21 protein-coding genes are annotated in these 24,805 nt (G+C 59.4%); all 21 read left to right on the top strand.

Annotation, left to right across the window (positions count from 1 at the left end; genetic code table 11):
- The first annotated feature begins 359 nt into the window (after positions 1-359).
- The 21 genes from BUB69_RS05515 (at position 360) to nuoM (ending at position 24,804) form a co-directional block, all read left to right on the top strand.
- Positions 360-2,585: an NADP-dependent isocitrate dehydrogenase gene (locus tag BUB69_RS05515; protein WP_073163154.1), complete on the top strand. Its 2,226-nt coding sequence runs from the start codon at positions 360-362 to the stop codon at positions 2,583-2,585.
- Positions 2,586-2,690: 105 nt separating this feature from the next.
- Positions 2,691-3,137 (top strand): NUDIX hydrolase, encoded by a 447-nt coding sequence (locus BUB69_RS05520; RefSeq protein ID WP_073163157.1) that lies wholly within the window; start codon positions 2,691-2,693, stop codon positions 3,135-3,137.
- A 60-nt stretch (positions 3,138-3,197) separates the two neighbouring features.
- Positions 3,198-4,328 carry a tRNA 2-thiouridine(34) synthase MnmA gene (gene mnmA, locus BUB69_RS05525; RefSeq protein ID WP_073163160.1) on the top strand — a complete coding sequence of 377 codons (1,131 nt, stop codon included), beginning with the start codon at positions 3,198-3,200 and terminating at the stop codon, positions 4,326-4,328.
- Positions 4,328-4,948 (top strand): high frequency lysogenization protein HflD, encoded by a 621-nt coding sequence (gene hflD / locus BUB69_RS05530; RefSeq protein WP_024685534.1) that lies wholly within the window; start codon positions 4,328-4,330, stop codon positions 4,946-4,948. The genes mnmA and hflD overlap by 1 nt, the downstream gene beginning before the upstream one ends.
- A 132-nt stretch (positions 4,949-5,080) precedes the next feature.
- The gene (purB, locus tag BUB69_RS05535; RefSeq protein WP_024685533.1) at positions 5,081-6,451 is read left to right on the top strand and encodes an adenylosuccinate lyase; all 1,371 of its coding nucleotides are present in this window, start codon (positions 5,081-5,083) and stop codon (positions 6,449-6,451) included.
- Positions 6,452-6,512: 61 nt separating this feature from the next.
- Positions 6,513-7,679 carry a ribosomal protein uL16 3-hydroxylase gene (locus BUB69_RS05540; RefSeq protein ID WP_073163162.1) on the top strand — a complete coding sequence of 389 codons (1,167 nt, stop codon included), beginning with the start codon at positions 6,513-6,515 and terminating at the stop codon, positions 7,677-7,679.
- Positions 7,672-8,094 (top strand): GNAT family N-acetyltransferase, encoded by a 423-nt coding sequence (locus BUB69_RS05545; RefSeq protein ID WP_073163164.1) that lies wholly within the window; start codon positions 7,672-7,674, stop codon positions 8,092-8,094. Before BUB69_RS05540 ends, BUB69_RS05545 begins: the two co-directional genes overlap by 8 nt.
- 198 nt (positions 8,095-8,292) lie before the next feature.
- Positions 8,293-9,024: a secretin N-terminal domain-containing protein gene (locus BUB69_RS05550; RefSeq protein ID WP_073163166.1), complete on the top strand. Its 732-nt coding sequence runs from the start codon at positions 8,293-8,295 to the stop codon at positions 9,022-9,024.
- 525 nt (positions 9,025-9,549) lie between these two features.
- Positions 9,550-10,875 (top strand): isocitrate lyase, encoded by a 1,326-nt coding sequence (gene aceA, locus BUB69_RS05555; RefSeq protein ID WP_073163168.1) that lies wholly within the window; start codon positions 9,550-9,552, stop codon positions 10,873-10,875.
- Positions 10,876-11,326: 451 nt separating this feature from the next.
- Entirely contained in the window at positions 11,327-11,740 is a 414-nt protein-coding gene (locus BUB69_RS05560; RefSeq protein WP_002554011.1) for an NADH-quinone oxidoreductase subunit A, read from the top strand.
- 10 nt (positions 11,741-11,750) lie between these two features.
- Positions 11,751-12,425 carry a NuoB/complex I 20 kDa subunit family protein gene (locus tag BUB69_RS05565; protein ID WP_004884656.1) on the top strand — a complete coding sequence of 225 codons (675 nt, stop codon included), beginning with the start codon at positions 11,751-11,753 and terminating at the stop codon, positions 12,423-12,425.
- Between the two features lie 74 nt (positions 12,426-12,499).
- Positions 12,500-14,281 (top strand): NADH-quinone oxidoreductase subunit C/D, encoded by a 1,782-nt coding sequence (nuoC, locus tag BUB69_RS05570; protein WP_024685528.1) that lies wholly within the window; start codon positions 12,500-12,502, stop codon positions 14,279-14,281.
- Positions 14,282-14,283: 2 nt separating this feature from the next.
- Positions 14,284-14,781 (top strand): NADH-quinone oxidoreductase subunit NuoE, encoded by a 498-nt coding sequence (gene nuoE, locus BUB69_RS05575; RefSeq protein ID WP_073163169.1) that lies wholly within the window; start codon positions 14,284-14,286, stop codon positions 14,779-14,781.
- Positions 14,778-16,136 (top strand): NADH-quinone oxidoreductase subunit NuoF, encoded by a 1,359-nt coding sequence (nuoF, locus tag BUB69_RS05580; RefSeq protein ID WP_004884644.1) that lies wholly within the window; start codon positions 14,778-14,780, stop codon positions 16,134-16,136. Before nuoE ends, nuoF begins: the two co-directional genes overlap by 4 nt.
- A 139-nt stretch (positions 16,137-16,275) precedes the next feature.
- Positions 16,276-18,993 carry an NADH-quinone oxidoreductase subunit NuoG gene (nuoG, locus tag BUB69_RS05585; RefSeq protein WP_073163172.1) on the top strand — a complete coding sequence of 906 codons (2,718 nt, stop codon included), beginning with the start codon at positions 16,276-16,278 and terminating at the stop codon, positions 18,991-18,993.
- Entirely contained in the window at positions 18,990-19,997 is a 1,008-nt protein-coding gene (gene nuoH, locus BUB69_RS05590; RefSeq protein ID WP_004884642.1) for an NADH-quinone oxidoreductase subunit NuoH, read from the top strand. Before nuoG ends, nuoH begins: the two co-directional genes overlap by 4 nt.
- Before the next feature lie 11 nt (positions 19,998-20,008).
- Positions 20,009-20,557, top strand: a complete 549-nt coding sequence (gene nuoI, locus BUB69_RS05595; RefSeq protein WP_004884641.1) for an NADH-quinone oxidoreductase subunit NuoI — start codon at positions 20,009-20,011, stop codon at positions 20,555-20,557.
- A gap of 10 nt (positions 20,558-20,567) precedes the next feature.
- Positions 20,568-21,077 carry an NADH-quinone oxidoreductase subunit J gene (gene nuoJ / locus BUB69_RS05600; RefSeq protein WP_024685524.1) on the top strand — a complete coding sequence of 170 codons (510 nt, stop codon included), beginning with the start codon at positions 20,568-20,570 and terminating at the stop codon, positions 21,075-21,077.
- Complete coding sequence (nuoK, locus tag BUB69_RS05605; RefSeq protein ID WP_002554020.1) at positions 21,074-21,382, top strand: NADH-quinone oxidoreductase subunit NuoK; 309 nt, start codon at positions 21,074-21,076, stop codon at positions 21,380-21,382. Before nuoJ ends, nuoK begins: the two co-directional genes overlap by 4 nt.
- A complete protein-coding gene (nuoL, locus tag BUB69_RS05610; protein ID WP_024694499.1) occupies positions 21,379-23,232 on the top strand; it encodes an NADH-quinone oxidoreductase subunit L in 1,854 nt (617 codons plus the stop codon). Before nuoK ends, nuoL begins: the two co-directional genes overlap by 4 nt.
- Before the next feature lie 39 nt (positions 23,233-23,271).
- On the top strand, positions 23,272-24,804 hold the full coding sequence (nuoM, locus tag BUB69_RS05615) for an NADH-quinone oxidoreductase subunit M (protein ID WP_073163175.1): 1,533 nt from the start codon (positions 23,272-23,274) through the stop codon (positions 24,802-24,804).
- Position 24,805: the final 1 nt, after the last annotated feature.

Consider the following 24,805-nt stretch of genomic DNA (forward strand, 5'->3'; position numbering starts at 1 on the left):
CCAGGTTTGAAACCGGCGAGAAATCGCCCGAAAACATTGATCCAGAGCGGTTTCGTTCGACCAACGGCGAATATCCATTATTCGATAGCACGCATAGCATTAATGCTTGGCGCCAAGGGTTTGATATACTGCGCGCCGTGACCGCAGAGTCATAAGGGCTGACCCGTCTGAAACAGACCTCTCAGCCCTCCGAATGCGCCGGACTGAAGCTCGGCCCGGCAGCTTGACGCTCGACTGATGCACCCAACATCACCGCGAATAAACCTCGACCCAGGCTCATGACTGAACTGTGAGCAGAGTGCATACCCTGCGCGTATCGAGATTTTGTGCATGCTCAGCAAAACAGAGAGTTAATACGAATGTCCAACCGCTCGAAGATCATCTACACCTTCACCGACGAAGCTCCGGCCCTCGCCACCTATTCGCTGCTGCCCATTATCGAAGCGTTCACCGCCTCCTCCGATATCGACGTGGAAACGCGTGATATCTCCCTGGCAGGCCGCGTTCTTTCCAGCTTCCCGGAGTCGCTTGGCGCCGATCAACAAGTGCCGGATCATCTCGCCGAGCTCGGCAAACTGGCCACCACGCCAGAAGCCAACATCATCAAATTGCCCAACATCAGTGCTTCGGTCCCACAACTGAAAGCGACCATCAAGGAGCTTCAGGATCAGGGTTTCAAGATTCCCGACTACCCTGAAGCGCCGTCCACTGATGCCGAAAAAGAAAACCGCGCCCGCTACGACAAGATCAAGGGCAGCGCCGTGAACCCGGTACTGCGTGAAGGCAACTCCGACCGCCGCGCGCCGCTGTCGGTCAAGAACTACGCTCGCAAGCACCCGCACAAGATGGGCACCTGGTCGTCCGACTCCAAGGCTCACGTTGCCCACATGAGCAGCGGCGACTTCTACGGCAGCGAAAAAGCTGCCCAGATCGACGCGGACAACACCGTCAAGATTGAACTGGTCGCTCAGGACGGCACCACCACCGTCCTGAAAGAAAAAACCGCCGTGAAGGCTGGCGAAATCGTCGATTGCTCGGTGATGAGTGCAAAAGCGCTGCGCACCTTCATTGCCGCCGAAATCGAAGACGCCAAGAAGCAAGGCGTGCTGTTCTCGGTACACCTGAAAGCCACCATGATGAAGATCTCCGATCCGATCATGTTCGGCCAGATCGTCGACGAATTCTACAAGGATGCGTTGACCAAGCACGCTGATACGCTGAAACAGATCGGCTTCAACCTGAACAACGGCATTGGTGATCTGTACGACCGCATCAGCGCCCTGCCCGCCGACAAGCAGGCCGAAATCAAGGCCGACATCGACGCGGTCTATGCCGTGCGCCCACAACTGGCCATGGTCAACTCCGATAAAGGCATCACCAACCTGCACGTGCCAAGCGACGTGATCGTCGACGCCTCCATGCCTGCCATGATCCGTGACTCCGGCAAGATGTGGGGCACCGATGGCCAGTTGCACGACGCCAAGGCCGTGATCCCGGACCGCTGCTACGCCACCATCTACCAGGCAGTGATCGAAGACTGCAAGAAGAACGGTGCTTTCGATCCGACCACCATGGGCAGCGTACCAAACGTTGGCCTGATGGCTCAGAAAGCCGAAGAGTACGGTTCGCACGACAAGACTTTCCAGATCAAGACCGACGGCGTGGTCCGTGTGAACGACAGCCAGGGCAAGCTGCTCATGGAGCAGAAGGTCGAGGCTGGCGATATCTGGCGCATGTGCCAGGCCAAGGACGCACCGATCCAGGATTGGGTCAAACTGGCCGTCAACCGCGCTCGCGCAAGCGATACGCCGGCGATCTTCTGGCTCGACGCTTCCCGCGCGCACGACAGCGTGATGATCGAGAAAGTGCGTCAGTACCTGCGTGACCACGACACCTCAGGCCTGGACATCCAGATCCTGTCGCCGGTCGATGCGATGAAACTGACCTTGGAGCGCACCCGCGCCGGCAAGGACACCATCTCGGTGACCGGTAACGTGCTGCGCGACTACCTGACCGACCTGTTCCCGATCATGGAACTGGGCACCAGCGCCAAGATGCTGTCGATCGTGCCACTGATGAATGGCGGTGGCCTGTTCGAAACCGGCGCCGGCGGTTCTGCTCCCAAGCACGTTCAGCAGTTCGTGGAAGAAAACTTCCTGCGCTGGGACTCGCTGGGCGAGTTCCTGGCACTGGCCGCTTCTCTGGAGCACCTGGGCCACGCCTACAACAACCCGAAAGCGCTGGTACTGTCCAAGACCCTCGACCAGGCCACTGGCGAATTCCTGGACCGCAACAAGTCACCTTCGCGCAAGGTCGGCGGTATCGACAACCGTGGCAGCCACTTCTACCTGACCCTGTTCTGGGCACAGGCACTGGCCGCACAGAATGACGATGCAGCGCTCAAGGCGCAGTTCACCCCGCTGGCCAAGACCCTGACCGACAACGAAGAAAAAATCGTTGCCGAGCTGGGAGCGGTTCAAGGCAAGCCTGTGGAAATCGGTGGCTACTACTACGCAAACGCCGAGAAAACCAGCAAAGCCATGCGCCCGAGCGCAACCTTGAACGCAGCCATCGCAGCGTTGTAAGAGGCAAACGGGCAGCGCTTGAAGGCGCTGCCCTGTGAAAGCCCCGGCCCACACGCCGGGGCTTTTTTCATTGCGCAAAGACCATTCCGTCTTCAAGGAGCCTTTATGCGTTGGCAAGCCCATGTGACAGTCGCCACCATTGTCGAGGACCAGGGACGCTTCCTGTTCGTCGAAGAAATCAAAGAAGGTCGCTCGGTCCTGAATCAGCCCGCTGGCCATCTGGACCCGAACGAAAGCCTGCAACACGCAGCGGTACGCGAGACCCTCGAAGAAACCGGCTGGGATGTCGAGCTGACCAGTGTGGTTGGGATTTACCTTTATACCGCGCCCAGCAATGGCGTGACCTATCAGCGCATCTGCTTTGCGGCCAAAGCACTGCGCCATCACCCCGACTACAAGCTCGACGAGGGCATCACAGGGTCGGTGTGGCTGACGCGCGACGAGCTGCTGGCCGAACAGGAGCGCTGGCGCAGTGAGCTGGTACTGCGTTGTATCGATGACTATTTGAATGCCGAACATTTCAGTCTCGACCTGCTGCGCGACAAGGCGTGAGACTCGACGCCCTCAGCCTGATAGAATCGCGTCCTTTTCAAGGCCACCCGTTGAATCCCTATGCGTGATCCAGCTCCCTCCAACTCAGAAATGAAGCGCGTCATCGTCGGCATGTCCGGCGGCGTGGACTCTTCCGTTTCCGCCGTACTGCTCATGGAGCAGGGTTATCAGGTGGAAGGCTTGTTCATGAAGAACTGGGAAGAAGACGACGGAACGGAATATTGCACCGCCCGCGAAGACCTGGCTGACGCCCAGGCCGTGTGCGACAAGATCGGCATCAAGCTGCACACCGCCAACTTCGCGGCCGAATACTGGGACAATGTGTTTGAACACTTCCTGGAAGAGTACAAGGCCGGGCGCACGCCCAACCCGGACATCCTCTGTAACCGGGAAATCAAGTTCAAGGCCTTCCTCGACTACGCCCTGATGCTGGGTGCCGACCTGATTGCCACAGGCCACTACGTGCGCCGCCGCGACATCGACGGACGCACCGAACTGCTCAAGGGCCTGGACCCGAACAAGGACCAGAGCTACTTCCTGCATGCCGTAGGTGGCGAACAGATCGCCAGAACCCTGTTTCCGGTCGGCGAACTGGAAAAGCCTGAAGTGCGCGCCATCGCTGAACGGCATGGTCTGGCGACTGCCAAGAAAAAGGATTCCACCGGGATCTGCTTTATTGGCGAGCGCCGCTTCACCGACTTCCTGCGTCAGTACCTGCCCGCGCAGCCCGGCGAAATCAAGACCACCGAAGGCGAAGTCATCGGTCGCCACAGCGGCCTGATGTACCACACCATCGGTCAGCGCCAGGGCTTGGGTATCGGCGGCCTCAAGGACGCCAGCGATGATCCCTGGTACGTACTGGTCAAGGACCTGGAGCACAACGAACTCATCGTCGGCCAGGGCAATGATCACCCCTGGCTGTTCTCGCAGGCACTGGTCTCGTCGGAAATCTACTGGGTCAACCCCATCGACCTGAGCAGCCCGCGTGCACTGACGGCCAAGGTACGTTATCGCCAGGGCGACCAGCGCTGCACGCTGGAAAAAACCGCCGACGGCTACCGTGCCACTTTTGACGAACCACAGCGCGCTGTCACGCCCGGCCAGTCCGTGGTGTTCTACGACGGCGAAATCTGCCTGGGTGGCGGAGTGATTGAAGTCGCCGAACCCTGGACCAGCAAGGACAAGCGTTGATGACCCCGATTCAGGAACAATTGATCGCCCTGGGTGGCGTGTTCCAGGCTGCCGTACTGGTCGACCGGATCGCCAAGACCGGCCAGGTCAGCGAAGCGGCGATAAGCTGCATGATCGGCAGCCTGTTGGTCGTCGACCCGAAAGACACGCTGGACGTGTATGGCGGTGATGACCTGAACCTGCATGAAGGCTATCGCGCAATGGCCAGCGCCCTGGAACGCGATCCCGCGACCCTGCAACGCGAGCCGCTGCGCTATGCCCTGTCGATGCTGGGCCTGGAGCGTCAGTTGGCCAAGCGTGACGACATGCTGGAGGTGATCGGCAAACGCATTCCGGTCATTCAATCTCAGGCCGAGCATTTCGGTGTGGCCCACGAGAACGTCATTGCCGCCACCGGCGCGCTGTATCAGGACACGCTCAGCACACTGCGTCAGCGCATTCAGGTACAGGGCGACATGCGCAACCTGCAGCAACCCAACAACGCGTCGAAAATTCGCGCCCTGCTGCTGGCCGGGATTCGCTCGGCGCGTCTGTGGCGACAAGTTGGCGGTCATCGCTGGCAGCTGGTCTTTAATCGACGCAAGCTGTTGAAAGAACTCTACCCATTGCTGCACGGCTGACCCGTCGCGCGACAATGACCCTCACCACCACAGGCACGGTGTGATCTACGCTGGTCAGTCCGCCTCAGTCGGACTGATTTTTCATGTATGATACGCGCCCCTTTTCGTTGCCCGACTGTCCGAGAGCACCCCATGCAGCTTTCTTCGCTCACCGCGGTTTCCCCTGTTGATGGCCGCTACGCCGGCAAAACCCAGGCCCTGCGCCCTATTTTCAGCGAATACGGCCTGATCCGTTTTCGTGTGATGGTTGAGGTCCGCTGGCTCCAGCGCCTGGCGGCCCACCCGCAGATCACCGAAGTCCCGGCGTTCTCCGCGCAAGCCAACGCCATCCTCAACGCGCTGGCCGAAGACTTCTCCGTGGAGCACGCCGAGCGCGTGAAAGAGATCGAGCGCACCACCAACCACGACGTGAAAGCCGTGGAGTACCTGCTCAAGGAACAGGCCGCCAAGCTGCCCGAGCTGGATAAGGTCAGCGAGTTCATTCATTTCGCCTGCACCAGCGAGGACATCAACAACCTGTCCCACGCCCTGATGCTGCGTGAAGGCCGTGACACCGTCATGCTGCCGCTGATGCGCCAGATCGCCGATTCCATTCGTGAACTGGCCATCCGCTTCGCCGATGTGCCGATGCTCTCGCGCACCCACGGCCAGCCCGCCTCACCGACCACACTGGGCAAGGAACTGGCCAACGTCGTCTATCGCCTTGAACGCCAGATCACCCAGATCGCTGCCGTACCGCTGCTGGGCAAGATCAATGGCGCCGTCGGCAACTACAATGCGCACCTGTCGGCCTACTCCGACATCGACTGGGAAGCCAACGCACGCGCCTTCATCGAAGACGAGCTGGGCCTGGGCTTCAACCCCTACACCACACAGATCGAGCCGCATGACTACATCGCCGAGCTGTTCGATGCCGTTGCGCGCTTCAATACCATCCTGATTGATTTCGACCGCGATATCTGGGGCTATATTTCCCTGGGTTACTTCAAGCAGCGCACCATCGCAGGCGAAATCGGGTCGTCGACCATGCCGCACAAGGTCAACCCGATCGACTTCGAGAACTCCGAAGGCAACCTGGGCATTGCCAATGCACTGTTCCAGCACCTGGCGAGCAAGCTGCCGATCTCCCGCTGGCAGCGTGACCTGACCGACTCCACCGTGCTGCGCAACCTGGGCGTTGGTTTTGCCCACAGCGTGATTGCCTACGAAGCCAGCCTCAAGGGCATTGGCAAACTGGAATTGAACGAGCAGCGCATCGCCGCCGATCTGGACGCCTGCTGGGAAGTACTGGCCGAGCCAATCCAGACCGTTATGCGTCGTTACAACATCGAAAACCCGTACGAAAAACTGAAAGAACTGACACGCGGCAAGGGCATCAGCCCACAAGCGTTGCAAACTTTCATCGACGGCCTGGACATGCCTGCCGAAGCGAAAGCCGAGCTGAAAACGCTTACGCCCGCCAATTACATCGGCAACGCAGCAGCCCAAGCCAAGCGCATCTGACACGCAATACAATTTGCACACGCCCGGCTGTGCCGGGCGTTTTCATTTCAAGGGCTTACACATGAATCCTGATATTCCTCTTCAACTTCTGGGCGGCATCAGCGCGCGCGTTTTCCTGCGTGACTACTGGCAGAAAAAGCCGCTGCTGATCCGTCAGGCATTGCCGGACTTCCAGAGCCCGATCGATGCAGACGAGCTGGCGGGTCTGGCCCTGGAAGAAGAGGTCGAGTCGCGCCTGGTCATCGAAAAAGGCGAGCGCCCATGGGAGCTGCGCCGCGGCCCGTTCGCCGAGGACGAGTTCAGCAAGCTGCCCGAGCGCGAGTGGACCTTGCTGGTTCAAGCCGTCGACCAGTTCGTTCCGGAAGTCAGCGAACTGCTGGAGAACTTCCGCTTTCTGCCGAGCTGGCGCATTGATGACGTGATGATCAGCTATGCAGCGCCCGGCGGTAGCGTCGGCCCGCATTTCGACAACTACGACGTGTTCCTGCTTCAAGGTCACGGCAAGCGTCACTGGCAGATCGGCCAGATGTGCGACGCCGAAAGCCCGCTGCTGCAGCATGCCGACCTGCGCATTCTTGCTGACTTCCAGGCCACCGAAGAGTGGACGCTGGAGCCGGGCGACATGCTTTACCTTCCGCCACGCCTGGCCCACTGCGGCGTGGCGGTGGATGACTGCCTGACGTACTCGGTCGGTTTTCGTGCGCCAAGCGCAGCCGAGGTGCTGACACACTTCACCGATTTCCTTAGCCAGTTCATCCCTGACGAAGAACGTTACACCGATGCCGATGCGCAACCGGCCAATGATCCGCACCAGATCCAGCACGACGCGCTGGATCGCCTGAAGGCCCTACTGGCCGAGCACATGGGCGATGAGCGTCTGCTACTGACCTGGTTCGGCCAGTTCATGACCGAACCCCGCTATCCTGAGCTGGTCGTGGGCCCGGAACTGGGCGAAGAGGATTTGATGGCCAGCCTGGAACAGGGTGCCGTGCTGATCCGTAACCCGAGCGCACGCCTGGCCTGGTCGGAAGTAGACGATGATCTGCTACTGTTTGCCAGTGGTCAGAGCCGACTGCTGCCCGGCAGCCTGCGCGATCTGCTAAAGCTGATCTGCGCTGCCGATGCATTGCACAGCGACAACCTCGGCCAATGGTTGGCCGATGACGAAGGACGCAATCTGCTTTGCGAACTCGTAAAACAAGGAAGCCTGGGATTTGCCGATGAATAAAATCACCGTATCCGTTGCAGATTGGCAGAAGAACAACGCCGACATTCGGCGTATTCGCGACGCGGTCTTTATCGCCGAGCAATCGGTACCACCGGAGCTGGAATGGGATTCGGAAGACATGCATGCCGTGCACTTCCTGGCTTATGAAGGCGACTACCCGATCGGCACTGCCCGCCTGCTGCTGGATGGTGAAATCGGCCGCCTGTCAGTACTCAAGGACTGGCGCGGCCTGAAAGTCGGCGAATCGCTGCTCACGGCAGTGATTGGCGAGGCCGAAAAGCGTGGCTTGCAAGCGCAAAAGCTCAGCGCTCAGGTTCAAGCCGCCGCGTTTTACGAACGCTTCGGCTTCACCGTAGTCAGCGACGAGTTTCTTGAGGCGGGCCTGCCTCACGTAGACATGGTTCGCCACACCTGAAATCAAGCCCCGTGTAGGCGTTATCAAACGCACTACAAAAACACGACGCCCCACATTGCGCCGCAGCCTGACTATGCTGAGAGACGTAACGATGGGGCGTTTTGCCATCCAGCGGTTCAGCTTACCGGGAGCAGGCCGATAACAGTGCACACTTATTTTAAGCAATGATGCTTCACTCAATCATCGCGGAGACTGGACATGTCAGTACGTACCCTGCTCGCCTCGCTGCTGATCGCCTTCAGCGCCTGCACGCTCGCAGCCACAGAAGTGGTGCCGCTGAATTACCGGACCAGCGCCGATCTGCTGCCTGTCGCGAAGTCTTTTATAGGCCAGGATGGCACGGTAAGCGCCTACGGCAATCAGCTGATCGTCAACGCAGAGTCGCGCAAGATCGAAGAACTTCGCAGCCTGATTATGCAACTAGATACGGCTCCAAAGCGCCTTTTGATCAGCGTCGATACCAGCGAGAACGTCTCCCGTAGCGCCAACGGTTCGCGCGTCATCAATTACGGCACCGCCAGTCGCGAAGGTGGCGTACAGCAGGTGCAGACGAGTGAGGGTACGCCGGCATTGATTCAGATCGGACAAAGCGTGCCGCTGACGACCTCCTCTACCGATTCCTACGGCTACGCGCAGAGCAACACCGAATACCGGAACGTCACGCAGGGCTTTTACGTCACGGCCAGCGTCACCGGTGACAATGTGCACCTTAACATCAGCACCAATCGCGACCGAATGAGCCAGGAGCGCCCTGACACCATCAAGGTGCAAAGCACCGACAGCCAGGTCAGTGGCCGCCTGGGCGAATGGATCACGCTGGCCAGCAGCAGCGACCAGTCTGTGGCCGATCAGAACGGTATTGCGCAGCGCTATTCGACTCAAGGTCGGGACGACATGGTACTGCGCGTCATGGTGCAAACCCTCGAATAGCCTGCCCGCCCCTGAAAGCCAGTACTTACGGGGCTTTTAGTGACCACACAGTCGCTTTCAAACAAATATGTAGTGATTACAAAAAAGCACTACAAATCGTTTGACGGGTCAAAAGACGCGAGGCATGATTGCCTCGCTCCCGCTGATCAGAGGCCCTGCAAAGGCCTTCGAATCGCCGCTCTGACTCACCCACTAGAGCCGATTCGTGTCCGCACCGCCCACAAGGCAGTTTGACGAGGTTGCGACTGGAACGAAGTTGTCCCGAGGGACGGAAGCGTAAACGGTAACCCGGCAAGGCTTTTTGGTGACGCACAACGGCATCCACGAGCCAGACTGTCCACTTGACTGAGTCATGTCCGGTACCAGCTCTCCCCTCGAGCCATCGTTCACCTTTCGCAATCCTTTAAACCGCGGCCCCACCCAGGCCTCCTGTCAGCGAGCAGCCATTTACCGTGCCTTCGATAAACGAGGCGTTTTGGCGGAGCAGGACTTTCCTACAAGACCTACTTCTAGAGGTTTATCACCATGGCACTGACACGCGAACAACAAATAGCGGCTCTCGAGAAAGACTGGGCTGAAAATCCGCGCTGGAAAAATGTGACCCGTACTTATTCCGCCGCAGATGTGGTCCGCTTGCGTGGCTCGGTTCAACCGGAACACACCCTTGCAAAGATGGGCGCTGACAAGCTCTGGAATCTGGTCACTCAAGGTGCCAAGCCATCCTTTCGGCCCGAAAAGGACTTCGTCAACTGCATGGGCGCCCTGACCGGCGGCCAGGCCGTGCAGCAAGTCAAGGCCGGCATCCAGGCGATCTACCTCTCCGGCTGGCAGGTTGCCGCCGATAACAACTCCGCCGAGTCCATGTACCCGGACCAGTCGCTGTACCCGGTCGACTCTGTCCCGACCGTGGTCAAGCGCATCAACAACTCATTTCGTCGTGCCGACCAGATCCAGTGGAAAGCCGGCAAGAATCCAGGCGATGAAGGCTATATCGATTACTTCGCGCCGATCGTAGCGGATGCGGAAGCCGGTTTCGGCGGCGTCCTGAACGCCTACGAACTGATGAAAAGCATGATCGAGGCAGGCGCTGCTGGCGTGCACTTCGAAGACCAACTGGCCTCCGTAAAAAAATGCGGCCATATGGGCGGCAAGGTACTGGTGCCGACTCAGGAAGCCATTCAGAAACTGGTGGCTGCACGCCTGGCTGCTGACGTCGCAGGCGTTCCCACAATCATTCTGGCCCGCACCGACGCCAACGCGGCAGACCTGCTGACCTCGGACTGCGACCCTTACGACAAGGAGTTCGTGACCGGTCAGCGCACACCAGAAGGTTTCTATAAGGTCCGCGCGGGTCTGGATCAGGCCATTTCTCGCGGCCTGGCCTACGCACCCTATGCCGATCTGATCTGGTGCGAAACCGCCAGGCCGGATCTGGATGAAGCACGTCGATTCGCAGAAGCCATCAAGAAGGAATACCCGGACCAGTTACTGTCCTACAACTGCTCGCCGTCCTTCAATTGGAAGAAGAATCTGGATGACGCCACCATTGCGAAATTTCAGCGAGAACTGTCAGCCATGGGCTACAAGCACCAGTTCATCACGCTGGCGGGCATCCACAACATGTGGCACAGCATGTTCAACCTGGCGCACGACTACGCCCGCAACGACATGACTGCCTATGTGAAACTGCAGGAGCAGGAGTTCGCTGACGCCGCCAAGGGTTACACCTTCGTGGCCCACCAGCAGGAAGTGGGTACTGGCTACTTCGATGACATGACCACCGTGATTCAGGGCGGCGTCTCATCGGTCACCGCCCTCACCGGCTCCACCGAAGAAGAGCAATTCCACTGATACAACCTGCGGCACGCCGAATGAAAAACCGCCCGATCGGGCGGTTTTTTTATTGTAGCGGTCGAGTGAATATTGATTCAGGACAATGCCGACCCGCGTAAGAACTGCGATAAAAACGGCCGGCTGTAAATGCACTCACATCGCAACTATGTCGCACCGAACTAACAACAGCCCTCCAAATGATATCAATTATCATTCAAATTGCGTTTCATTCACTTTCGGCGCGCTGATACATAATCGGTAAAATGCACCGTGAGCCCCGTCCGGCAAGCCCTGCAGCCTTTCTGAAGGCTTATAGCCGATTGATTCGTTGAATAAATTTGATGTAGAAAATTTACTTGCTAACTGTTTGCACATAAAATCACTGCGTTGACCGCGCTGCGACATTTCGTCACTGCCTCAACTCTTTATCAAGCACAGAGACCTTTGCTCTCTAACAAGGACTGCCAGCATGCCCGAATCGACAGGATTGATTGCCCACAACTGGGGCTTCGCCATTTTCCTTTTGGGTGTTGTCGGCCTTTGCGCCTTCATGCTCGGTCTGTCCAGCCTGCTCGGAAGCAAGGCCTGGGGCCGCAGCAAGAACGAACCTTTCGAATCCGGCATGTTGCCTACCGGCAGCGCGCGCCTGCGCCTTTCCGCAAAATTCTATCTGGTCGCGATGCTTTTCGTGATCTTTGACATCGAAGCCCTTTTTCTCTTTGCCTGGTCTGTGTCCGTCCGCGAAAGCGGCTGGACCGGATTCGTCGAAGCTCTCGTTTTCATAGCAATTCTGTTGGCAGGTCTTGTCTACCTATGGCGGGTTGGCGCTCTTGATTGGGCTCCTGAAGGTCGCCGTAATCGGCAAGCGAAGCTGAAACAATGAGGCTTTGGCGATGCAATACAATCTTACAAGGATCGACCCGGATGCTCCTAACGAGCAGTACCCCATCGGCAAACGGGAAACCGTTTCCGATCCGTTAGAAGACCAAGTCCACAAAAACATTTTCATGGGCAAGCTTGAAGACGTGCTGAATGGTGCGGTCAACTGGGGACGTAAGAACTCCCTGTGGCCCTACAACTTCGGCCTGTCGTGCTGCTATGTGGAAATGACCACCGCCTTCACGGCACCTCACGATATCGCGCGTTTCGGCGCCGAGGTTATCCGGGCTTCGCCACGTCAGGCGGATTTCATGGTAATCGCCGGTACGCCGTTCCTGAAGATGGCCCCCATCATTCAGCGTCTGTACGAACAGATGCTCGAACCGAAGTGGGTCATTTCCATGGGCGCCTGTGCCAACTCCGGTGGCATGTACGACATCTACTCTGTGGTTCAGGGTGTGGACAAGTTCCTCCCCGTGGATGTCTACGTGCCCGGCTGCCCGCCCCGCCCCGAGGCGTTCCTGCAAGGCCTGATGCTGCTGCAGGAATCCATCGGCCAGGAGCGTCGTCCCCTTTCCTGGGTCGTCGGTGATCAAGGCGTGTACCGCGCCGACATGCCGTCGCAAAAGGAACAGCGCCGCGAACAGCGTATTCAGGTCACCAACCTGCGCAGCCCCGACGAAGTCTGATCCAGCCCGTTCTTCTTATAAAAAAGACAAGAACCGGGGTTGATTCTGTACGTTGACCGAAGTGATTGAGACCTATGACTGCAGACAACGCTCTGTACATCCCGCCTTACAAGGCTGACGACCAAGACGTCGTCGTTGAACTGAACAACCGTTTTGGCGCCGAGGCCTTCACGGCCCAGCCGACCCGCACTGGCATGCCTGTGCTGTGGGTCGAGCGCGCCCGACTGGTCGAGATCCTGACCTTCCTGCGTCAGGTATCCAAACCCTACTCCATGCTCTATGACCTGCACGGTGTGGACGAGCGCCTGCGCACCCATCGCCGCGGTCTTCCGGGCGCCGACTTCACCGTCTTCTATCACCTGATGTCGATAGAACGTAACAGCGACGTCATGATCAAGGTAGCGCTGTCGGAAGGCGACCTGAGCGTACCGACCGTGACCGGTATCTGGCCAAACGCCAACTGGTACGAGCGTGAAGTGTGGGACATGTTCGGGATCGACTTCCCGGGCCACCCGCATCTTACCCGCATCATGATGCCGCCGACCTGGGAAGGTCACCCGCTGCGCAAGGATTTCCCGGCGCGTGCGACCGAATTCGATCCGTACAGCCTGACGCTGGCCAAGCAGCAACTGGAAGAAGAAGCCGCGCGCTTCAATCCGGAAGCCTGGGGCATGAAGCGGTCCGGCAAGAACGAGGACTACATGTTCCTCAACCTGGGCCCGAACCACCCTTCGGCCCACGGTGCATTCCGTATCATTCTGCAACTGGACGGCGAAGAAATCGTCGACTGCGTTCCAGACATCGGTTACCACCACCGTGGTGCCGAAAAAATGGGCGAGCGCCAGTCCTGGCACAGCTACATTCCTTACACCGACCGTATCGACTACCTCGGCGGGGTGATGAACAACCTGCCCTACGTGCTTTCGGTCGAAAAACTGGCGGGCATCACCGTGCCGGATCGCGTGAACGTGATCCGCATCATGATGGCCGAGTTCTTCCGCATCACCAGCCACTTGTTGTTCCTGGGTACCTATATCCAGGACGTTGGTGCGATGACGCCGGTGTTCTTTACCTTCACCGACCGCCAGAAGGCGTACACGGTAATTGAAGCCATTACCGGCTTCCGTCTGCACCCGGCCTGGTATCGCATCGGCGGTGTTGCCCACGACCTGCCACGCGGCTGGGAAAAACTGGTCAAGGACTTCGTCGACTGGCTGCCAAAGCGTCTCGACGAATACAACAAGGCGGCCCTGCAGAACAGCATCCTCAAAGGTCGTACCGTAGGCGTCGCCGCCTACAACACCAAGGAAGCACTGGACTGGGGCGTTACCGGCCCGAGCCTGCGCGCCACCGGCCTGGACTTCGACCTGCGCAAGGCTCGTCCTTACTCGGGCTATGAGAACTTCGAGTTCGAAGTGCCGCTGGCCGTGCACGGTGATGCCTATGACCGTTGCATGGTGCGCGTTGAAGAAATGCGCCAGAGCATCAAGATTATCGACCAATGCATGCGTAACATGCCGGCCGGCCCGTACAAGGCGGATCACCCGCTGACCACGCCGCCGCCCAAAGAGCGCACGCTGCAGCACATCGAAACCCTGATCACGCACTTCCTGCAGGTTTCGTGGGGCCCGGTCATGCCGGCCAACGAATCCTTCCAGATGATCGAAGCGACCAAGGGTATCAACAGTTATTACCTGACGAGCGACGGCGGCACCATGAGCTACCGTACCCGGATCCGCACTCCAAGCTTCCCGCACCTGCAGCAGATCCCTTCGGTGATCAAAGGCAGCATGGTCGCGGACTTGATCGCGTACCTGGGTAGTATCGATTTCGTTATGGCCGACGTGGACCGCTAAGCATGAACAGCCCGCTTATCCAGACAGACCGTTTCGCGCTGAGCGAAGCAGAGCGCTCGGCCATCGAGCATGAAATGCATCACTACGAGGACCCGCGAGCGGCGTCCATCGAAGCCCTGAAGATCGTTCAGAAGGAACGCGGCTGGGTGCCGGACGGTGCGATCTACGCAATCGGCGACCTGCTGGGCATCCCTGCCAGCGATGTCGAAGGCGTGGCCACCTTCTACAGCCAGATTTTCCGTCAACCGGTTGGACGCCACATCATCCGCGTCTGCAACAGCATGGTCTGTTTCATCGGTGGCCACGAATCAGTGGTCGACGAGATCAAGAGTTCGCTGGGCATCGGTCTGGGTCAAACCACCGAAGACGGCCGCTTCACCCTGCTGCCCGTCTGCTGCCTGGGCAACTGCGACAAGGCTCCGGCCGTGATGGTCGATGACGATACTTTCGGCGACGTACAGCCTGCTGGCGTTGCCAAGATGCTGGAGGGTTACCTATGACCATCACGTCCTTCGGCCCTGCGAACCGCATTGCGCGCACCGCAGAAACCCACCCGCTGACCTGGCGTCTGCGCGACGACGGCGAGCCGGTGTGGCTTGACGAGTACCAGACAAAAGACGGCTATGCAGCGGCGCGAAAAGCACTGCTTCAGCAGTCGGCTGACGAAATCGTCCAGTCCGTCAAGGACTCCGGCCTCAAAGGGCGCGGCGGTGCAGGCTTCCCCACAGGCGTGAAGTGGGGCCTGATGCCAAAAGACGAATCCATGAACATCCGCTACCTGCTGTGCAATGCGGATGAGATGGAGCCCAACACCTGGAAGGACCGCATGCTGATGGAGCAACTGCCCCATCTGCTGGTCGAGGGGATGCTGATCAGCGCCAAGGCATTGAAGGCCTACCGCGGTTACATCTTCCTGCGTGGCGAATACGTCACCGCCGCCAAACACCTGAACCGTGCCGTGGCCGAAGCCAAGGCAGCCGGTCTGCTGGGCAAGAACATTCTGGGCACCGGCTTCGATTTCGAGCTGTTCGTGCACACCGGTGCCGGTCGCTACATCTGCGGTGAAGAAACCGCACTGATCAACTCGCTGGAAGGCCGCCGCGCCAACCCGCGCTCCAAGCCGCCCTTCCCCGCTGCAGTGGGTGTCTGGGGCAAGCCGACATGTGTAAACAACGTCGAAACCCTGTGCAACGTGCCCGCCATCGTCAACAACGGTAACGACTGGTACAAGTCGCTGGCCCGCGAAGGCAGTGAAGACCATGGCACAAAGCTGATGGGCTTCTCCGGCAAGGTCAAGAACCCGGGTCTCTGGGAGCTGCCGTTCGGCGTGCAGGCTCGCGAGCTTTTCGAAGACTACGCCGGTGGCATGCGCGATGGCTTCAAGCTCAAGTGCTGGCAGCCAGGCGGTGCCGGTACAGGCTTCCTGTTGCCGGAACACCTGGACGCACAGATGTATGCCGGTGGCATTGCCAAGGTCGGTACGCGGATGGGCACAGGCCTGGCGATGGCAGTCGACGACTCGGTCAACATGGTGTCGCTGCTGCGTAACATGGAAGAGTTCTTTGCTCAGGAATCCTGCGGATTCTGCACGCCATGCCGCGACGGTCTGCCGTGGAGTGTGAAGATGCTGCGCGCCATCGAGAATGGTCAGGGCCAGCCGGGTGATATCGAAACCCTGCTGGGTCTGGTCAATTTCCTCGGCCCTGGCAAGACGTTCTGTGCACACGCACCAGGAGCCGTCGAGCCACTGGGCAGCGCGATCAAGTACTTCCGCTCCGAGTTCGAAGCCGGTATCGCACCTGCCAGACCCGACACGCTGACACCCGGCAAAAGTCCGACCATGGTCGGCGCATAACAAGACACACCGGACGGCGGACTTTTCAAGGCCGCCGTCCTCGTACCCGCTGACGCCCCGACGGGCTGAATGCTGCAGGTACTACCGAGATTCCATTAGCCACGCCTGCTGACAACGGGCCAACGAAGATCTTTGAACCATGGCTACTATCCACGTAGACGGCAAAGCCCTCGAAGTCGATGGCGCAGACAACCTGTTACAGGCTTGTCTGTCGCTGGGCCTCGATATCCCCTATTTCTGCTGGCACCCTGCCTTGGGCAGCGTTGGCGCCTGTCGCCAGTGTGCGGTCAAGCAGTACACCGACGAGAACGACACACGTGGTCGTATCGTCATGTCCTGCATGACGCCAGCCACCGATAACACCTGGATTTCCATCGATGACGATGAATCCAAGGCGTTCCGCGCCAGTGTCGTCGAATGGCTGATGACCAACCATCCCCACGACTGCCCGGTTTGCGAAGAAGGCGGTCACTGCCATCTGCAAGACATGACGGTGATGACCGGCCATAACGAGCGCCGTTATCGCTTCACCAAACGCACCCACCAGAACCAGGAACTGGGGCCGTTCATCGCACACGAGATGAACCGCTGCATCGCCTGCTATCGCTGCGTCCGCTTCTATAAAGACTACGCTGGCGGCACGGATCTGGGCGTTTATGGCGCGCACGACAACGTGTACTTCGGTCGCGTTGAAGACGGCACGCTGGAAAGCGAGTTCTCCGGCAACCTCACCGAGGTCTGCCCGACCGGTGTGTTCACCGACAAGACCCACTCCGAGCGCTATAACCGCAAGTGGGACATGCAGTTCTCGCCAAGCATCTGCCATGGCTGTTCCAGCGGTTGCAACATCAGCCCTGGCGAGCGTTATGGCGAATTGCGCCGCATCGAGAACCGCTACAACGGTTCCGTGAACCAATACTTCCTGTGCGACCGTGGCCGTTTCGGCTATGGCTACGTGAACCGAAAGGATCGTCCTCGTCAGCCACTGCTTGCCGATGGCCAGGTCAAACTGAGCCTGGACGAGGCACTGGACAAGGCCGCCGATCTGCTGCGCGGTCGTAACATCGTCGGTATCGGTTCGCCACGCGCCAGCCTGGAAAGCAACTACGCGCTGCGCGAGCTGGTCGGTGCCGAGCACTATTACAGCGGCATCGAAGCCGGTGAGCTGGAACGCATTCGCCTGATCCTGAAGGTCCTGAACGACAGCCCGCTGCCGATTCCGACCCTGCGTGATATCGAAGACCACGACGCCATCTTCGTGCTGGGCGAAGACCTGACCCAGACTGCTGCCCGTATGGCGCTGGGTCTGCGTCAGGCCGTCAAAGGCAAGGCCGAAGACATGGCCGCCGCCATGAAAGTCCAGCCGTGGCTGGATGCTGCCGTCAAGAACATCGGCCAGCACGAGCTGAACCCGCTGTTCATCGCCAGCCTGGCTGAAACCCGTCTCGACGACGTGGCCGAAGAATGCGTACATGCGGCACCTGACGACCTGGCCCGCATCGGTTTCGCCGTTGCCCACGCCCTGGACGCCAGCGCGCCTGCCGTCGAAGGCCTGGACAGCGAAGCGCTGGAACTGGCACAACGCATTGCCGACGCCCTGCTCGCCGCCAAGCGTCCCCTGATCATTTCCGGCAGTTCGCTGGGTTCGACCGCACTGATCGAAGCCGCCGCCAACATTGCCAAGGCACTGAAGCTGCGGGACAAGCAAGGCTCCATCAGCCTGATCGTTCCGGAAGCCAATAGCATGGGTCTGGCCATGCTCGGCGGTGAGTCCGTTGACGCTGCGCTGCAAGCGGTCATCTCCGGCAAGGCCGACGCGATTGTGGTGCTGGAAAATGACCTGTACCGCCGCGTCGACGCATCGATTGTCGATGCTGCACTGAATGCTGCGAAAGTGGTGATCGTTGCCGACCATCAAAAGACGCCAACCAGTGATCGCGCCCACCTGATTCTGCCCGCTGCCAGCTTCGCCGAAGGCGATGGCACGCTGGTCAGCCAGGAAGGCCGCGCACAACGTTTCTTCCAGGTGTTCGATCCGACCTACCTGGATGCCAGCATCATGATTCACGAAGGCTGGCGCTGGCTGCATGCCCTGCGCTCGACCCTGCTCAACAAGCCGGTGGACTGGACGCAACTGGACCACGTTACCGAAGCCTGTGCGAGCAGTTCTGCGCAACTGGGCGGTATCGTCAATGCCGCGCCCTCGGCGTCGTTCCGCATCAAAGGCCTGAAACTGGCTCGCGAGCCGCTGCGTTACAGCGGTCGCACATCCATGCGCGCCAACATCAGTGTGCATGAGCCTCGTACCTCGCAGGACAAAGACACCGCGTTTGCCTTCTCCATGGAAGGCTACTCGGGGTCTGCCGAGCCTCGTCAGCAAGTGCCGTTCGCCTGGTCTCCGGGCTGGAACTCGCCGCAGGCCTGGAACAAGTTTCAGGACGAGGTCGGTGGTCACTTGCGTGCAGGCGATCCGGGTACACGCCTGATCGAAAGTAAAGGTGATGGCCTGTCGTGGTTCGCCAGCGTCCCTCGCGCCTTCGCACCGGAGCGCGGTACCTGGCAGGTCGTGCCGTTCTTCCACTTGTTCGGCAGCGATGAAACCTCGTCTCTGGCGGCGCCGGTTCAGGAACGCATCCCTCAAGCCTACGTGGCGCTGGCCAAGTCTGAAGCGGATCGTCTGGGCGTCAACGAAGGTGCCCTGATCTCGCTGAATGTAGCGGGTCAGACGCTCACGCTGCCGCTGCGCGTCAACGAAGAACTGGGTGCCGGTCTGGTTGCATTGCCAGCCGGTCTGCCGGGCATTCCTGCGGCGGTGTTCGGCAAATCCGTAGACGGTCTGCAGGAGGCAGCGCAATGACCTGGTTCACCCCTGAAGTGATCGACGCGATCATTGCCGTCGTCAAGGCCATCGTGGTGCTGCTGGCCGTGGTGGTCTGCGGCGCATTGCTTAGCTTTGTGGAACGTCGCCTGCTGGGCTGGTGGCAGGACCGTTACGGTCCTAACCGCGTCGGCCCTTTCGGCATGTTCCAGATTGCAGCCGACATGCTGAAAATGTTCTTCAAGGAAGACTGGACGCCACCGTTCGCCGACAAGGTGATCTTCACCCTGGCACCGGTCGTGGCCATGAGCGCCTTGCTGATCGCGTTCGCCGTTATCCCGATCACCCCGACCTGGGGCGTGGCGGATCTGAACATCGGTCTGCTGTTCTTCTTCGCCATGGCCGGCCTGTCCGTCTATGCGGTGCTGTTCGCCGGCTGGTCGAGCAACAACAAGTTCGCCCTGCTCGGCAGCTTGCGTGCCTCGGCGCAGACCGTGTCCTACGAAGTGTTCATGGGCCTTGCGCTGATGGGCATCGTGGTTCAGGTCGGTTCGTTCAACATGCGCGACATCGTCGAGTATCAGGCGCAGAACCTGTGGTTCATCATTCCGCAGTTCTTCGGCTTCTGTACGTTCTTCATCGCAGGCGTAGCAGTGACTCACCGTCACCCCTTCGACCAGCCGGAAGCCGAGCAGGAACTGGCCGACGGTTACCACATTGAATATGCCGGCATGAAATGGGGCATGTTCTTCGTCGGCGAATACATCGGCATCATTCTGATTTCGGCGTTGCTGGTGACCCTGTTCTTCGGCGGCTGGCACGGCCCGTTCGATATCCTGCCATCGCTGGCCTTCTTCTGGTTCGCCCTGAAAACCGCGTTCTTCATCATGCTGTTCATTCTGTTGCGCGCTTCCATTCCGCGCCCTCGGTATGACCAGGTCATGGATTTCAGCTGGAAATTCTGTCTGCCGCTGACCCTGATCAATTTGCTGGTGACTGCTGCGATTGTGTTGTTGAACACACCGGCAGGCTCGGTTCAGTGAGGATTTGACCCATGTTCAAATATATTGGCGACATCGTTAAGGGTACTGGTACCCAATTGCGCAGCCTGGTGATGGTGTTTGGTCACGGCTTCCGCAAACGCGACACCCTGCAATACCCGGAGGAGCAGGTTTACCTGCCGCCCCGCTACCGTGGCCGTATCGTTCTGACCCGCGACCCTGATGGCGAAGAGCGCTGCGTAGCCTGCAACCTGTGCGCCGTGGCCTGCCCGGTGGGCTGCATTTCTTTGCAGAAGGCGGAAAAAGAGGACGGCCGCTGGTATCCGGACTTCTTCCGCATCAACTTCTCGCGCTGCATTTTCTGCGGACTGTGTGAAGAAGCCTGCCCGACCACCGCAATCCAGCTCACGCCGGACTTCGAGATGGCCGACTTCAAGCGTCAGGACCTGGTGTACGAGAAGGAAGATCTGCTGATCTCCGGCCCCGGCAAGAATCCCGACTACAACTTCTACCGCGTTGCAGGCATGGCCGTTGCCGGCAAGCCCAAGGGCTCCGCGCAGAATGAAGCCGAGCCGATCAACGTCAAGAGCTTGCTGCCTTAAGGAAGTAAAGATGGAATTCGCTTTCTATTTCGCATCCGGTATCGCCGTTGTGTCCACCCTTCGGGTGATCACGAACACGAATCCGGTGCACGCCCTGCTCTACCTGATCATTTCACTGATCGCTGTGGCCATGACCTTTTTCAGCCTGGGTGCGCCGTTCGCCGGTGTACTGGAAGTCATCGCCTACGCTGGCGCAATCATGGTGCTGTTCGTGTTTGTGGTCATGATGCTGAACCTGGGCCCTGCCTCGGTTCAGCAGGAACGCACCTGGCTCAAGCCCGGCATCTGGATCGGCCCGGTCATTCTGGGCGTGCTGCTGCTGGCCGAGCTGCTGTATGTGCTGTTCGCCCACCAGACCGGCGCTGCCATCGGTCACACCACCGTCGACGCCAAGGCAGTCGGCATCAGCCTGTTCGGGCCTTACCTGCTCGTTGTGGAACTCGCTTCGATGCTGCTGCTTGCAGCAGCGGTCACGGCGTTCCACCTGGGCCGCAACGAGGCGAAGGAGCCAAGCCAATGAATGCTATCCCTCTCGAACACGGTCTGGCGGTTGCCGGGGTGCTGTTCTGCCTCGGTCTGGTCGGCTTGATGGTGCGACGCAACATCCTTTTCGTGTTGATGAGCCTTGAGATCATGATGAACGCCTCTGCTCTGGCGTTCGTTGTTGCAGGTAGCCGCTGGGCGCAGCCGGATGGACAGGTCATGTTCATTCTGGTGATCAGCCTTGCAGCCGCCGAGGCCAGTATTGGTCTGGCGATCCTGATGCAACTGTATCGCCGCTTCCACACGCTCGATATCGACGCTGCCAGTGAGATGCGCGGATGAATCTTCTCTTTCTGACTTTCGTATTTCCCCTCATCGGTTTCCTGCTGCTGTCGTTTTCACGTGGCCGCCTCTCGGAAAACCTCGCGGCGCTGATCGGCGTCGGCTCCATTGGCCTTTCCGCCATCGTGGCGGCGTGGGTCATCTGGCAGTTCAACGTCGCACCGCCTGAAGGGGGTCATTACACCCAGGTGCTGTGGCGCTGGATGGATGTGGATGGCTTCCAGCCTAACTTCGCTCTGTATCTGGACGGCCTGTCCGTCACGATGCTGGGCGTAGTCGTCGGCGTCGGCTTCCTGATTCACCTGTTTGCGTCGTGGTACATGCGCGGTGAAGCGGGCTACTCGCGCTTCTTCTCCTACACCAACCTGTTCATCGCCAGCATGTTGTTCCTGATTCTGGGCGACAACCTGCTGTTCATCTACTTCGGTTGGGAAGGCGTGGGGCTGTGCAGCTACCTGTTGATCGGTTTCTATTACAGCAATCGCAACAATGGCAATGCCGCGCTGAAAGCGTTCATCGTGACGCGCATCGGTGACGTGTTCATGGCCATCGGCCTGTTCATTCTGTTCCAGCAATTGGGCACGTTGAACGTTCAGGAACTGCTGGTTAAGGCTCCAGAGCACTTCAAGGTCGGAGATTTCTGGATCGTGCTGGCGACGTTGATGCTGCTGGGCGGTGCTGTCGGCAAGTCTGCGCAATTGCCGCTGCAGACCTGGCTGGCGGACGCGATGGCCGGCCCTACGCCAGTTTCGGCACTGATCCACGCTGCAACGATGGTCACGGCCGGTGTCTACCTGATTGCCCGTACCCACGGCCTGTTCGCATTGGCCCCCGACATTCTGCATCTGGTCGGTATTGTGGGTGGTGTCACGCTGGTACTGGCAGGTTTCGCCGCGCTGGTTCAGACCGACATCAAACGTATCCTCGCCTACTCGACCATGAGCCAGATTGGTTACATGTTCCTGGCGCTGGGTGTCGGCGCCTGGGAAGGCGCGATTTTCCACCTGATGACACATGCGTTCTTCAAGGCGCTGCTGTTCCTCGCATCGGGTGCAGTGATCGTTGCCTGCCACCATGAGCAGAACATCTTCAAGATGGGCGGCCTGTGGAAGAAACTGCCATTGGCCTACGCCAGCTTCATCGTCGGTGGTGCCGCGTTGGCGGCCCTGCCGCTTCTGACGGCCGGCTTCTACTCCAAGGACGAAATCCTCTGGGAAGCGTTCGCCAGCGGCAACAACGGGCTGCTGTACGCAGGTCTGGTGGGTGCATTCATGACCTCGCTGTACACCTTCCGCCTGATCTTCATCGCGTTCCATGGTGAAGCCAAGACCGAAGCACATGCCGGTCACGGTATCGCTCACTGGTTGCCACTGTCGGTGCTGATCGTGCTATCGACCTTCATCGGCGCGCTGATCACGCCTCCGCTAGCTGGCGTGTTGCCGCAAAGCGTCGGCCACGCCGGTGGTGAAGCCAAGCACAGTCTGGAAATCGCCTCGGGTGCCATCGCACTGGCAGGCATTCTGCTGGCGGCGTTGCTGTTCCTTGGCAAGCGTCGTCTGGTGACGGCCATTGCCAACAGCGGTCCAGGCCGCTTCCTGTCGGCCTGGTGGTTCGCCGCCTGGGGCTTCGACTGGATCTACGACAAGCTCTTCGTCAAACCTTATCTGGCGATCAGTCATCTGCTGCGTAGCGATCCGTTCGACCGCACCATCGGCTTGATCCCACGTCTGGTCAAAGGCGGTCATGACACCATGAGCCGCACAGAGACCGGCCAGCTGCGTTGGTATGCTGCCTCGATTGCCGTGGGTGCCGTTCTGGTACTCGGTGCCGTCGTTCTGGTTGCGGTCTGACATGAACCTTGCGAATTTGCGAAAGGAATTGAGCCCGTCATGATTCTGCCTTGGCTAATCCTGATCCCCTTCATCGGTGGCCTGCTGTGCTGGCTGGGTGAGCGCTTCGGCCCTACCCTGCCGCGCTGGATCGCGCTGCTGACCATGTCCCTCGAACTGGCCCTGGGCCTCTGGCTCTGGGCGACCGGCAACTTTGGCTACGCGCCGGTGCCGGGTGCCGATCCGACCTGGACCCTGGAATTTCACCATCCGTGGATCACCCGCTTCGGCATCGACGTGCACCTGGCCCTTGACGGCCTGTCGTTGCTGATGATTCTGCTGACCGGCCTGCTGGGCGTGCTGTCGGTGCTGTGCTCGTGGAAGGAAATTCAGCGCAAGGTGGGCTTCTTCCACCTCAACCTGATGTGGATCCTGGGCGGTGTGGTTGGCGTTTTCCTCGCCATCGACCTGTTCATGTTCTTCTTCTTCTGGGAAATGATGCTGGTACCGATGTACTTCCTCATCGCGCTCTGGGGTCACAGTTCAGCAGACGGCAAGAAGACACGTATCTACGCAGCCACCAAGTTCTTCATCTTCACTCAGGCCAGCGGCCTGATCATGCTGGTGGCGATTCTGGGTCTGGTGCTGGTGCACTTTAATCAGACAGGTGTCATCACCTTTGCCTACGCCGACCTGCTTAAAACCAAGCTGGCGCCGGGCACCGAGTACATCCTGATGCTGGGCTTCTTCATCGCTTTTGCGGTGAAGCTGCCGGTCGTACCGTTTCACTCCTGGCTGCCGGACGCCCACGCCCAGGCACCTACAGCAGGCTCCGTCGATCTGGCGGGTATCCTGCTGAAGACTGCGGCCTACGGCCTGCTGCGTTTCGCCCTGCCGCTGTTCCCGAATGCATCGGCCGAGTTCGCTCCGATCGCGATGACGCTGGGTCTGGTCGGTATTTTCTACGGCGCGTTCCTGGCCTTTGCGCAGACCGATATCAAGCGTCTCATCGCGTTCTCCAGCGTCTCGCACATGGGCTTCGTACTGATCGGTATCTACTCAGGCAGCCAGCAGGCATTGCAGGGCGTCGTGGTACAGATGCTCGCGCACGGTCTGTCAGCGGCAGCACTGTTTATCCTCAGCGGTCAGTTGTACGAGCGTCTGCACACACGTGACATGCGCGAGATGGGTGGCCTGTGGTCGCGCATCGCCTATCTGCCGGCCATCAGCCTGTTCTTCGCAGCCGCGTCTCTGGGTCTGCCAGGCACCGGTAACTTCGTGGGTGAGTTCCTGATCCTGCTGGGCAGTTTTGTCAGCTCGCCATGGGTCACGGCTATCGCAACATCCGGTCTGGTATTCGGTTCTGTCTACTCGCTGATCATGATCCACCGCGCCTACTTCGGCCCGTCCAAGTCGGACGAGGTTCTCAAAGGCATGGATGGACGGGAAATGATCATGGTGCTGGGCCTTGCCGTGTTGCTGATCGTGCTCGGGGTTTTCCCGCAGCCGTTCCTCGACACATCGGCAGCGACCATGCACGGCGTGCAGCAATGGCTAGGCACTGCCTTCACTCAACTCGCTTCGGCCCGGTAAG

The organism is Pseudomonas asturiensis, from assembly GCF_900143095.1.
GTDB lineage: Bacteria > Pseudomonadota > Gammaproteobacteria > Pseudomonadales > Pseudomonadaceae > Aquipseudomonas > Aquipseudomonas asturiensis.